Here is an 11,503-nt window from a genome sequence, read left to right as displayed (position 1 = left end):
AAAAGCCCCGCCCTCGAAAGAGGGCGGGGCTTTTTGCGTTTCAGCGCCACGGCTTGTCGACACACCTGCCACACAATTAGCAGGACACCGGCTAGTCACTGGTTAACGGTGTGGCCCGTTCGCTTCCTTTCAGCTACCCGGTCTCGTCAGAGGTCGGGTAGCTGTGTTTATGCGGCCGGCGTTTCCGGGGAGGGCTCGTATCCGCTAGAATGGTCCTTTCCAGTCTGAGGGGTACGAATGACCATCGGAGACCTGATTCGCCTGCTCAGCGACGGCGAGTTCCACTCCGGCGAGCAGCTCGGAGAGCAACTCGGCGTGTCGCGGGCGGCCGTCTGGAAGCAGTTACGCAAGCTGGAGGCGCTGGGCATTGTCATGGAGGCAGTGAAGGGGCAGGGTTATCGCCTGGCTGAGCCGCTGGAGTTGCTTGATGGGGCGCACATTGTCTCCGGCCTGTCACGAGAGTCGCGGGGTCTATTGACCCGGCTTTTCGTCGAAGAGACCCTGACGTCAAGCAATGCCTTTCTGCGTGAGCGCTTCGACCACGGCGCGGGTCATGGGGAGATCTGCCTGGTTGAGCAGCAGAGTGCCGGTCGTGGGCGACGGGGGCGCACCTGGAGCACTCCTTGGGGGCGTAGCCTGATGATGTCGTTGGGCTGGCGGGTGGAGTCCGGCGTGACGGCCCTGGAAGGTCTAAGCCTGGCAGTGGGAGTGGTGCTGGCCCAGGTGTTGGAGCGCCATGGGCTTAAGCCACGCTTGAAATGGCCCAATGACGTACTGCTGGAGGGAGCGGACGGTGCCTTGGGGAAGTTGGCCGGCATTCTGGTGGAAGTCACAGGGGATACCGCAGGACCCTGCACGGTAGTAATCGGCATGGGTATCAATGTTGATCTTACGCCAGAGTTTCGCAAGGGGCTGGATCAGCCGGCGGCAGCCATTCATGATCAGGCGCCAGAGGTGATGCGCAACGAGCTTGCCGTGGAATTGATCGAGGTGCTCCTGCCTTTGGTGGCCAACTTCGAGAGAGAGGGTTTTGCGGTGTGGCAGGCCGACTGGAACCAGCGTCATGCCTACGCAGGCCATGAAGTGGATATTTTGCGGGGACACCAGCGCGAACAAGCGGTGGCTGTGGGCGTAGATGCCGCGGGGAACCTGCTGGTCAATCAGCAGGGGCAACAGCTGCGGCTGGCCGGCGGCGAGATCAGCTTGCGAGCACGGCCATGATTCTTGATCTGGATATCGGCAACACCCTTACCAAGTGGCGGCTGAAAGACGCCGACAGTAGCGAGATACGCTCGCGAGGTGCCGTGTGGACTCGGGAGGAGTGGCGCCCGGGGTCCGATATCCCGGACCTGGACGTCGTGGAATCTGTGCGCATTTCCAGCGTGGCTCGTCGTGCGGTGCTGGAGGAGACCGTAGCGCTGCTGTATCGCCAGGTCGGCCATGTCCACGTGGCACGCTCGACACGGGAGGCGCTAGGCGTAACCAATGGCTATGAAGAGGTAGAGCGTCTCGGCGTTGACCGTTGGCTGGGTGCATTGGCAGGCTATCAGCTGGCAGGAGGCTGCTGTGCGGTGGATTGTGGTAGTGCCATCACCATCGACTTCGTGTTGCCAGGCGGACGTCACCTGGGCGGGTATATCCTGCCTGGGTTGCGGCTGATGAAAGAGAGTCTGAAGCTTGGAACCCGTAACGTAGCGATCGATCCGGACAGCGAAGCCGAGGAGCTGCTGGTTCCTGGCAGGCGCACGGTAGAAGCGGTTAATCATGGCATCTATATGGCGGCGGTGAGCGCCATCAACCGGACCTATGCTGAAGTATGCGATATGGAGGGTGTGGCTCTGCCACTGCTGATGACTGGCGGTGATGCGAGGGTAATTTCCAGAGGGCTCCAGGTACCTCACGCTGTCTGGCCAGATATGGTGTATGGAGGATTGGAGGCATGTTTTCCGCTGACAGCCGCTGAGCGTGCTGGGAAGATGTCCGGCGCGCCCAAGGTGCCGAGGCCGGTTGCACTTGAAAAGATTCGCGCGGGCCTTGCATTCTCCATGCTGCTTTGACACAATTCGCCGCGTTCCAAGGGGGAAGTCAGTGCCCACAATGCGGCCGACTTTCCGTCAAGACAGCTGAGAAAACAGTATCTTGACACCAGGGAAAAGGGTGGTAACATGTGCCGCCAGCTGGAGGGGTTCCCGAGTGGCCAAAGGGAGCAGACTGTAAATCTGCCGCGAAAGCTTCGAAGGTTCGAATCCTTCCCCCTCCACCAGAATTCGCCGGAAACCCATGCAGGGATCAGGCAACAAGAGTGGGTAGGCGGGCATAGTTTAATGGTAGAACCTCAGCCTTCCAAGCTGATGATGCGGGTTCGATTCCCGCTGCCCGCTCCAGCATCTTTTGATGCACAGTTTTTGCTCATGTAGCTCAGGGGTAGAGCACACCCTTGGTAAGGGTGAGGTCGACGGTTCAAATCCGTCCATGAGCTCCATATTGGGAAAGCGAGCTGCGGCTCGCTTTTTCTCTTTCTGCGCCGCGCGCAGGAAAGGAAGGGTTGCCATGCGGTTGCTGATCCGCTATCATGGCGCCCGCTGTTGAAAGACTGCTTGCAAAGGGTAGTCAAGAGGTAAATACAGGCCAGTAGCTCAATTGGCAGAGCAGCGGTCTCCAAAACCGCAGGTTGGGGGTTCGATTCCCTCCTGGCCTGCCAGTCTTCCCCAGGCTGGCCAGTCCCCAGAAAGTTTTCATGTTTCGATTGCCGCACCCTGAGGAGTCTCGTTTTCATGAAGCATAGCGCCGAGGTGCAGGAGTCGCGCCACGACGGACTCAAATGGGCGGCTGTCGTCACTCTGCTGGTCCTGGCCGTGGTCGGTAATGCCTATTTTGCTGACCTGGCCATGCTCTACCGTGTGCTGGGTGTTGTCGCGCTGAGTTTGCTGGCCGCTGTGGTGGCACTGACCACCACCAAGGGGCGTGAGCTTACCGAATTGGCTTACGCCGCCAAGAAGGAAATCCAGCGGGTAGTGTGGCCGACACGCCCTGAAACAGTACAGACCACCGGGATCGTGCTGGCGGCTGTGCTGGTGGTTGGCCTGATGCTGTGGCTGATCGACACTCTTCTTGGCTGGGCGATGTCCGGCGTCATTGGTTAGGAGCCTTCATGTCCAAGCGTTGGTACGTCGTACACGCATACTCCGGTTTCGAGAAGCATGTCATGCGATCGCTCCTCGAACGCGTGAAGATGTACGGTATGGAAGATCGCTTCGGCGAGATTCTGGTGCCCACCGAAGAAGTCGTCGAGATGCGAGACGGGAAGCGCCGCAAGAGCGAGCGCAAGTTCTATCCCGGCTATGTATTGGTCGAAATGGAAATGGATGACGAGACGTGGCATCTGGTCAACGAGACGCCACGCGTCATGGGGTTTATTGGCGGTACCAAGGAAAAGCCGGCGGCGATAACTCAAAAGGAGGCAGATGCCATCCTTCGTCGTGTTCAGGATGGTACTGACAAGCCTCGGCCCAAGACGCTATTCGAGCCTGGCCAATCTGTACGGGTGGTCGATGGACCCTTTGCCGACTTCAATGGCGTGGTTGAAGAGGTCAACTACGATAAGAGTCGCGTCCAGGTCAGCGTGCTGATCTTCGGTCGCTCAACACCTGTTGAACTAGAATTCGCTCAGGTCGAGAAGGAATAACGCGCTCGGCCTGACACAAGCAAAGCGGCTACTGAGGTAGCTATACCACCGGGGAGCCGAAAGGCGCTACTACCCAACTGGAGTTTAATATGGCCAAGAAAGTACAGGCTTACATCAAGCTGCAGGTTGCAGCTGGCAAAGCCAATCCGAGTCCCCCCGTTGGCCCTGCATTGGGCCAGCACGGCGTGAACATCATGGAGTTTTGCAAGGCGTTCAACGCCGCGACCCAGGAAATCGAACCGGGTCTGCCCACTCCTGTAGTGATCACTGTCTATTCCGATCGCAGCTTCACCTTCATCACCAAGACTCCGCCCGCCGCGGTCCTGCTGAAGAAGGCCGCTGGTATCAAGTCCGGCTCTGGCGAGCCGAACAAGAAGAAGGTCGGTACGGTCACTCGCGAGCAGCTCGAGGAGATCGCCAAGACCAAGGAGCCGGATTTGACGGCTGCCGATCTCGACGCCGCGGTGCGTACCATTGCTGGTAGCGCCCGCAGCATGGGCCTGAATGTGGAGGGTCTTTGATCATGGCCAAGCTGACAAAGCGTGCAAAACTGATTCAAGAGAAAGTCGACCCGACCAAGGTCTACGCTCTGGAAGAAGCCGTGGCCCTGCTCGCCGAGCTGTCCACCGTCAAGTTCAAGGAATCGCTGGACGTCGCCATCAATCTGGGCGTCGATCCGCGTAAATCCGACCAGGTGGTGCGCGGTGCCACTGTTATGCCTAACGGTACCGGCAAGGACGTACGCGTCGCTGTCTTTACCCAGGGTGCCAACGCCGATGCCGCCAAGGAAGCCGGCGCTGACATCGTTGGCATGGATGACCTTGCTGATCAGGTCAAGAAGGGCAAGCTCGACTTCGACGTGGTCATCGCTTCGCCGGATGCCATGCGCGTCGTCGGCCAACTGGGCCAGATCCTTGGTCCGCGTGGCCTGATGCCGAACCCCAAGGTCGGTACCGTGACACCCGATGTGGCCACTGCCGTCAAAAACGCCAAGGCCGGCCAGGTGCGTTTCCGTACAGACAAGAACGGCATCATCCATACTACCCTTGGCAAGGCCGACTTCGATGCAGCTGCCATTCAGGGCAACCTGGAAGCGCTGGTCGTCGACCTTAAAAGGCTCAAGCCGAGCACCTCCAAGGGCATCTATCTCAAGAAGGTTACCGTATCCACTACCATGGGTCCGGGCCTGACCATCGATCACTCTGGCCTGGTCTAATCGGGCAGCAGATCGATCAATTGCAATAACTTTGCGGTCCCCGAGCGGAGCAAGACTCGCCGGCGGGGCACCGTCAAAGACCGCAGGTGCCGCCCCTCCTCGTGAAGTGCGGCTTAATCATCCACCGGATGGCCTGCGCAGATGGTGTGGCCGCCAGTTATCTGGTGAGCACCATCACCCAGGACTTCCAGCGTCGCTCTCGGGCAGCGCCGGAAGAGATGGTAACCACCGGATTCCTCATCGCGAGGTTCCGGCACGAAGGAGTGATCACTGTGCCACTAGCACTCGAAGGCAAGAAGGCGATTGTTGCCGAGGTCAGTGAAGCGGCCAAGGATGCACTCTCCGTCGTAGTTGCTGATTCTCGTGGTGTTTCGGTCGAGAAGATGACCGATCTGCGCAAGCAGGCCCGCGAGAATGGCGTCCAGCTGCGTGTTGTTCGCAACACCCTGGCGCGCCGCGCCTTGTCAGGTACCCAGTGGGAATGCCTGAACGAAAGCTTCGTGGGTCCAACCCTGCTGGCCTTCTCCACCGAGCATCCGGGCGCCGCCGCCCGACTGTTCAAGGAGTTTGCCAAGCTGGAGAAGGATTTCGAAGTCAAGGCGCTGGCCTACGAAGGCGAGCTGATTCCGGCTGCCGATATCGACCGCCTGGCGACCCTGCCGACCTACGATGAAGCCATCGCCCAGCTGATGTCCGTCATGAAAGAAGCATCTGCCGGCAAGCTGGTTCGCACTCTGGCCGCTCTGCGCGACCAGAAGCAGGAAGAAGCCGCCTGATCGGCGAACTCCTGCTGGCCAACTGAATCGTATATTGAATCCCGAGTCGACGGGTCACCGCGACTCCCGCAAAGTTAGGAAACGTGACAATGGCACTGACCAAAGAAGACATCATCAACGCCGTCGCCGACATGTCCGTCATGGAAGTCGTCGAGCTGATCGAAGCGATGGAAGAGAAGTTCGGCGTGTCTGCCGCTGCCGCCGTCGTGGCTGGCCCGGCTGCCGCTGGCGAAGTCGTTGAAGAGCAGACTGAGTTTGACCTGGTACTGACCAGCTGCGGCGAAAAGAAAGTCAACGTGATCAAGGTTGTTCGTGAGATCACCGGCCTGGGCCTGAAGGAAGCCAAGGGTGCCGTCGACGGTGCTCCGGCAACCATCAAGGAAGCTATGTCCAAGGACGACGCTGAAGCGGCCAAGGCCAAGCTGGAAGAAGCCGGCGCGAGCGTGGAACTCAAGTAAGACTTGGGCTCCATGGCTTCACGCGCTGCGTAAGCTTCCAAGGCTGGTGGCGGGTCACCCGCTGCCGGCCTTTTTCCGTTGTCACTGGCTTCTGCCGACAGGGCAGAATCGCCAGCCGAATTCCGAAGGCGAGCGCCCATGCCAGGCGCTTGCCTTCATCGCCTGACGGCGTCGCGTCCGTCGGGTGGCGCCGACCACGCATCGGTCACCCATGGTGAACAAGCTGGGGAATACAGATGGCTTACTCATACACTGAGAAAAAACGCATCCGCAAGGATTTCGGTAAACTGCCCCAAGTGATGGATGTGCCCTACCTGCTGGCGATCCAGCTTGACTCCTATTACGACTTCCTTCAGCAGGACCGTTCGCCCGAAGAGCGGATGGAGATCGGCCTGCATGCTGCCTTCAAGTCCGTCTTCCCGATCGAGAGCTTCTCCGGCAACGCTGCCCTGGAGTACGTGAGCTATCGTTTCGGTACCCCGGCCTTCGACGTCAAGGAGTGCCAGCTGCGTGGTGTTACCTATTCGGCGCCGCTGCGCGTCAAGGTCCGCCTGATCATTTACGACAAGGAATCGTCCAACAAGGCGATCAAGGACATCAAGGAGCAGGAAGTCTACATGGGGGAAATCCCCCTGATGACCGAAAACGGCACCTTCGTGGTCAACGGCACTGAGCGCGTCATTGTTTCTCAGCTGCACCGTTCCCCCGGTGTGTTCTTCGATCACGACAAGGGCAAGAGCCACTCCTCCGGCAAGCTGCTCTACTCGGCCCGTGTGATTCCCTACCGTGGGTCCTGGCTAGACTTCGAGTTCGATCCCAAGGATAGCGTGTTCGTGCGCATCGACCGCCGCCGCAAGCTGCCGGCAAGCGTTCTGTTGCGCGCACTTGGCATGAATACCGAGGAGATCCTCGAAGAGTTCTTCGAGACCAGCATTTTCCATATCGATAAGTCCGGCTTCAGTGTGGAGCTAGTGCCGTCACGTCTGCGCGGCGAGACCGCTACCTTTGATATCAAGGATGCCGACGGCGGCGTTATCGTCGAGGAAGGGCGCCGCATTACCCAGAAGCACATCCGACAGCTGGAAAAGGCTGGCCTCGAGCGTCTCGAGGTGCCGATGGAGTACCTGTTCGGCAAGACCTTGGGTCGCGACCAGGTGGATCCGAATACCGGCGAGCTGATCAGTCCCTGCAACACCGAGGTGACACCGGAGCTGCTGGAAAAGATCGCCCAGGCTGGGATCACGCAGATCGAGACCCTCTATACCAACGATCTCGACTGCGGCCCCTTCATCTCCGACACGCTGAGGCTGGACACTACCGGTTCACAGCTCGAAGCGCTGGTCGAGATCTACCGCATGATGCGTCCCGGCGAGCCGCCCACCAAGGAGAGCGCCGAGACCCTGTTCAACAACCTGTTCTTCAGCGCGGACCGCTACGACCTCTCCGGCGTTGGTCGCATGAAGTTCAACCGCCGCCTGCGTCGTGACGCCGACATCGGCTCCGGCGTGCTGGATCGTCTCGATATTCTGGACGTGCTCAGGGAACTGATTCACATCCGTAACGGCTTCGGCGAAGTCGATGATATTGATCACCTGGGCAACCGCCGCATTCGCTGCGTGGGCGAGATGGCCGAGAACCAGTTCCGTGTGGGTCTGGTTCGCGTTGAGCGAGCGGTCAAGGAGCGTCTCTCCATGGCCGAGAGCGAGGGCCTGATGCCCCAGGACTTGATCAATGCCAAACCCGTCGCCGCAGCGGTCAAGGAGTTCTTCGGGTCGAGTCAGCTCTCCCAGTTCATGGACCAGAACAACCCGCTCTCCGAGGTCACCCACAAGCGCCGCGTCTCCGCGCTTGGCCCGGGCGGCCTGACTCGCGAGCGGGCCGGCTTCGAGGTGCGTGACGTTCACGCCACCCACTATGGCCGTCTGTGCCCGATCGAGACGCCTGAAGGCCCCAACATCGGCCTGATCAACTCCCTGGCCACCTACAGCCACACCAACAGCTACGGTTTCCTCGAGACGCCCTACCGCAAGGTGGTGAATGCCCAGGTGACCGATGACGTCGTGCACCTGTCGGCCATCGAGGAGGGTGACTTTGTCATCGCCCAGGCTTCGGCTACCGTCAACGAGTCGAACAAGCTGATCGATGATCTGGTTCAGGTTCGCCACAAGGGCGAGACCACCTTCATGCGTCCTGAGCAAGTGACGCTGATGGATGTCTCACCGCGCCAGGTGGTTTCCGTGGCCGCGGCGCTGATCCCGTTCCTCGAGCACGATGACGCCAACCGCGCCCTGATGGGTGCCAACATGCAGCGCCAGGCTGTGCCTACCCTGCGTGCCGACAAGCCGCTGGTCGGCACCGGCATGGAGCGCTTCGTGGCCCGGGATTCCGGCGTCTGCGCCGTGGCGAGTCGCGGCGGGGTGATCGATTCGGTCGACGCCAGGCGTATCGTGGTGCGCATCAACGAGGATGAGATCATTGGCGGCGAAGCCGGCGTTGATATCTACAACCTCACCAAATATGTGCGTTCCAACCAGAACACCTGCATGAACCAGCGGCCCATCGTGCGCCCTGGCGATAGCGTTGCTCGCGGCGATATCCTGGCCGACGGTCCCTCCGTGGACATGGGCGATCTCGCCCTGGGTCAGAACATGCGCATCGCCTTCATGCCCTGGAATGGCTACAACTTCGAGGATTCCATCCTGCTCTCCGAGCGGGTAGTCCAGGAGGACCGCTTCACTACCATTCATATCCAGGAGCTGACCTGCGTCTCGCGCGATACCAAGCTGGGCCCGGAGGAAATTACCTCCGACATTCCCAACGTGGGCGAGTCGGCGCTCTCCAAGTTGGATGAGGCCGGCGTGGTCTACATCGGTGCCGAGGTGGGGCCTGGGGATATTCTGGTAGGTAAAGTCACGCCCAAGGGCGAGACCCAGCTGACGCCGGAAGAGAAGCTGCTGCGTGCTATTTTCGGCGAGAAGGCCAGCGACGTGAAGGATACTTCCCTGCGTGCTCCCACGGGCATGAAGGGTACCGTCATCGACGTACAGGTCTTTACTCGCGACGGCGTGGATAAGGACTCTCGGGCAGTAGCCATCGAGCAGATGCAGCTCGACGAGGTGCGCAAGGACCTCCAGGAGACCTACCGCATCGCGGAAGATGCCACCTTCGAACGCCTGAAACGCACTCTTAACGGCCAGGCCGTTAACGGTGGGCCCAAGCTGAAGAAGGGCGATGTGCTCACCGAGAGTTATCTCGAGGAGCTGCCGCGACAGCAGTGGTTCAAGCTGCGCCTTCAGGACGAGTCCCTCAACGAATTGTTGGCCCAGGCCGACGAGCAGCTCGAGAACCGTCGCAAGGAGATGGACGAACGTTTCGAGGACAAGAAGCGCAAGCTCACACAGGGTGACGACCTGGCGCCGGGCGTGCTCAAGATCGTCAAGGTCTACATGGCCGTCAAGCGTCGCCTGCAGCCCGGTGACAAGATGGCCGGTCGTCACGGCAACAAGGGTGTCATCTCGGCGATCATGCCCATCGAGGACATGCCCTTTGACGATAACGGCGAACCAGTGGACGTGGTCCTGAACCCGCTGGGCGTGCCGTCGCGTATGAACGTGGGTCAGATCCTCGAGACGCACCTGGGCCTTGCCGCCTGGGGCCTGGGTCGCAAGATTGATGGCATGCTGCGGGATGCGCGCGAGCAGCAGGTCGCCGAGATCCGCGAGTTCCTTGGGCAGGTCTACAACTCTACCCCAGGCACCCGGGTCGAGGAGCTGGAGACTCTCTCAGACGAAGAGGTGATCGCCCTGGCGAAGAACCTCAAGTCGGGCGTGCCCATGTCCACCCCGGTGTTCGACGGGGCCGACGAGCATGAGATCAAGCATCTGCTGCGCCTGGCCGATCTGCCGGACTCCGGCCAGATGACACTTTACGATGGCCGCTCAGGCGATGCCTTCGATCGTTCGGTGACCGTTGGCTATATGTACATGCTCAAGCTCAACCACCTGGTCGACGACAAGATGCACGCGCGTTCCACCGGTTCCTACTCTCTGGTCACCCAGCAGCCGCTGGGCGGCAAGGCGCAGTTCGGTGGTCAGCGCTTCGGAGAGATGGAGGTCTGGGCCCTGGAAGCTTACGGCGCGGCCTACACCCTCCAGGAGATGCTCACCGTCAAGTCCGACGACGTGGAGGGTCGCACCAAGATGTACAAGAACATCGTGGACGGCGATCACGCCATGCAGGCAGGCATGCCGGAATCCTTCAACGTGCTCGTGAAGGAAATTCGCTCGCTGGGCATCGATATCGAGTTAGAGAGCTAGGAGCCCCCATGAAAGATTTGGTGAAAGTCCTCAAATCGCAGTCTCAAACCGAAGAGTTTGATGCGATCAAGATCACTCTGGCGTCGCCGGACATGATTCGCTCCTGGTCGTTCGGCGAGGTGAAGAAGCCCGAGACCATCAACTATCGCACCTTCAAGCCGGAGCGGGATGGCTTGTTCTGCGCCAAGATCTTCGGTCCGGTGAAGGACTACGAGTGCTTGTGCGGCAAGTACAAGCGCATGAAGCATCGCGGCATCATCTGCGAGAAGTGCGGCGTCGAGGTCACCAAGGCCGCCGTGCGCCGCGAGCGGATGGGCCACATCGAACTGGCGAGCCCGGTCGCGCACATCTGGTTCCTCAAGTCGTTGCCGTCGCGTATCGGCATGTTCTNTATTTCGAGAGCTTCGTGGTGATCGACCCGGGCATGACGACCCTCGAGCGCGGCCAGCTGCTCAACGACGAGCAGTATTTCGAGGCCCTCGAGGAGTTTGGTGACGACTTTGATGCCCGCATGGGTGCTGAGGCTGTCCAGGCGCTGCTGAAGGACATCGACCTGGCCGAGGAGATCGATCGCCTGCGCGAGGAGATTCCCCAGACCAACTCCGAGACCAAGATCAAGAAGCTCTCCAAGCGGCTCAAGCTGCTCGAGGCTTTCTACAACTCCGGCAATGCCCCGGCATGGATGGTCATGGAGGTACTGCCGGTGTTGCCGCCGGACCTCCGTCCGCTGGTGCCGCTGGACGGCGGTCGGTTCGCGACCTCCGACCTCAACGATCTGTATCGCCGGGTGATCAACCGCAACAACCGCCTCAAGCGGCTGCTCGACCTCAATGCGCCGGATATCATCGTGCGCAACGAGAAGCGCATGCTGCAAGAGGCAGTGGACGCCCTGCTGGACAACGGCCGCCGTGGCCGCGCCATTACTGGCTCCAACAAGCGCCCGCTGAAGTCCCTGGCCGATATGATCAAGGGCAAACAGGGTCGTTTTCGCCAGAACCTGCTGGGCAAGCGCGTCGACTACTCGGGCCGTTCGGTGATCACCGTGGGTCCGA

9 protein-coding genes, 4 tRNA genes and 1 pseudogene are annotated in these 11,503 nt (G+C 60.2%); all 14 read left to right on the top strand.

Annotated elements, in window-relative coordinates; genetic code table 11:
- Nucleotides 1-237: 237 nt before the first annotated feature.
- On the top strand, nt 238-1,221 hold the full coding sequence (locus tag ACFODV_RS01060) for a biotin--[acetyl-CoA-carboxylase] ligase (protein ID WP_379753322.1): 984 nt from the start codon (nt 238-240) through the stop codon (nt 1,219-1,221).
- The gene (locus tag ACFODV_RS01055) at nt 1,218-2,057 is read left to right on the top strand and encodes a type III pantothenate kinase (protein WP_379753319.1); all 840 of its coding nucleotides are present in this window, start codon (nt 1,218-1,220) and stop codon (nt 2,055-2,057) included. The genes ACFODV_RS01060 and ACFODV_RS01055 overlap by 4 nt, the downstream gene beginning before the upstream one ends.
- A gap of 122 nt (nt 2,058-2,179) precedes the next feature.
- Nucleotides 2,180-2,263, top strand: a tRNA-Tyr gene (locus ACFODV_RS01050).
- A 47-nt stretch (nt 2,264-2,310) separates the two neighbouring features.
- Nucleotides 2,311-2,384 (top strand) — tRNA-Gly (locus ACFODV_RS01045).
- 23 nt (nt 2,385-2,407) lie between these two features.
- Nucleotides 2,408-2,482 (top strand) — tRNA-Thr (locus ACFODV_RS01040).
- Between the two features lie 143 nt (nt 2,483-2,625).
- Nucleotides 2,626-2,701 (top strand) — tRNA-Trp (locus ACFODV_RS01035).
- Between the two features lie 73 nt (nt 2,702-2,774).
- Nucleotides 2,775-3,143 carry a preprotein translocase subunit SecE gene (gene secE / locus ACFODV_RS01030; RefSeq protein ID WP_379753316.1) on the top strand — a complete coding sequence of 123 codons (369 nt, stop codon included), beginning with the start codon at nt 2,775-2,777 and terminating at the stop codon, nt 3,141-3,143.
- 8 nt (nt 3,144-3,151) lie between these two features.
- Nucleotides 3,152-3,685 (top strand): transcription termination/antitermination protein NusG, encoded by a 534-nt coding sequence (gene nusG, locus ACFODV_RS01025; RefSeq protein WP_379753313.1) that lies wholly within the window; start codon nt 3,152-3,154, stop codon nt 3,683-3,685.
- An 89-nt stretch (nt 3,686-3,774) separates the two neighbouring features.
- Nucleotides 3,775-4,206: a 50S ribosomal protein L11 gene (gene rplK / locus ACFODV_RS01020; protein WP_043514686.1), complete on the top strand. Its 432-nt coding sequence runs from the start codon at nt 3,775-3,777 to the stop codon at nt 4,204-4,206.
- A gap of 2 nt (nt 4,207-4,208) precedes the next feature.
- On the top strand, nt 4,209-4,901 hold the full coding sequence (rplA, locus tag ACFODV_RS01015) for a 50S ribosomal protein L1 (protein WP_379753310.1): 693 nt from the start codon (nt 4,209-4,211) through the stop codon (nt 4,899-4,901).
- A gap of 272 nt (nt 4,902-5,173) precedes the next feature.
- A complete protein-coding gene (rplJ, locus tag ACFODV_RS01010) occupies nt 5,174-5,677 on the top strand; it encodes a 50S ribosomal protein L10 (protein WP_379753325.1) in 504 nt (167 codons plus the stop codon).
- Nucleotides 5,678-5,766: 89 nt separating this feature from the next.
- Nucleotides 5,767-6,135: a 50S ribosomal protein L7/L12 gene (gene rplL, locus ACFODV_RS01005; RefSeq protein WP_379753307.1), complete on the top strand. Its 369-nt coding sequence runs from the start codon at nt 5,767-5,769 to the stop codon at nt 6,133-6,135.
- A gap of 236 nt (nt 6,136-6,371) precedes the next feature.
- Complete coding sequence (gene rpoB, locus ACFODV_RS01000) at nt 6,372-10,451, top strand: DNA-directed RNA polymerase subunit beta (RefSeq protein WP_379753303.1); 4,080 nt, start codon at nt 6,372-6,374, stop codon at nt 10,449-10,451.
- A gap of 8 nt (nt 10,452-10,459) precedes the next feature.
- Nucleotides 10,460-11,503, top strand: a pseudogene (locus tag ACFODV_RS00995) (DNA-directed RNA polymerase subunit beta'); the annotation flags it as partial.

It is taken from the genome of Halomonas tibetensis (genome assembly GCF_042643535.1).
GTDB classification, from domain to species: Bacteria; Pseudomonadota; Gammaproteobacteria; order Pseudomonadales; family Halomonadaceae; genus Halomonas; species Halomonas tibetensis.
This window is presented reverse-complemented; position numbering and strand designations above follow the sequence as displayed.

What these genes read in the sequence shown, in the direction of transcription:
- ACFODV_RS01060 (WP_379753322.1), top strand. Translation starts at nt 238, where the DNA reads ATGACCATCGGAGACCTGATTCGCCTGCTCAGCGACGGCGAGTTCCAC.
- ACFODV_RS01055 (WP_379753319.1), top strand. Translation starts at nt 1,218, where the DNA reads ATGATTCTTGATCTGGATATCGGCAACACCCTTACCAAGTGGCGGCTG.
- secE (WP_379753316.1), top strand. Translation starts at nt 2,775, where the DNA reads ATGAAGCATAGCGCCGAGGTGCAGGAGTCGCGCCACGACGGACTCAAA.
- nusG (WP_379753313.1), top strand. Translation starts at nt 3,152, where the DNA reads ATGTCCAAGCGTTGGTACGTCGTACACGCATACTCCGGTTTCGAGAAG.
- rplK (WP_043514686.1), top strand. Translation starts at nt 3,775, where the DNA reads ATGGCCAAGAAAGTACAGGCTTACATCAAGCTGCAGGTTGCAGCTGGC.
- rplA (WP_379753310.1), top strand. Translation starts at nt 4,209, where the DNA reads ATGGCCAAGCTGACAAAGCGTGCAAAACTGATTCAAGAGAAAGTCGAC.
- rplL (WP_379753307.1), top strand. Translation starts at nt 5,767, where the DNA reads ATGGCACTGACCAAAGAAGACATCATCAACGCCGTCGCCGACATGTCC.
- rpoB (WP_379753303.1), top strand. Translation starts at nt 6,372, where the DNA reads ATGGCTTACTCATACACTGAGAAAAAACGCATCCGCAAGGATTTCGGT.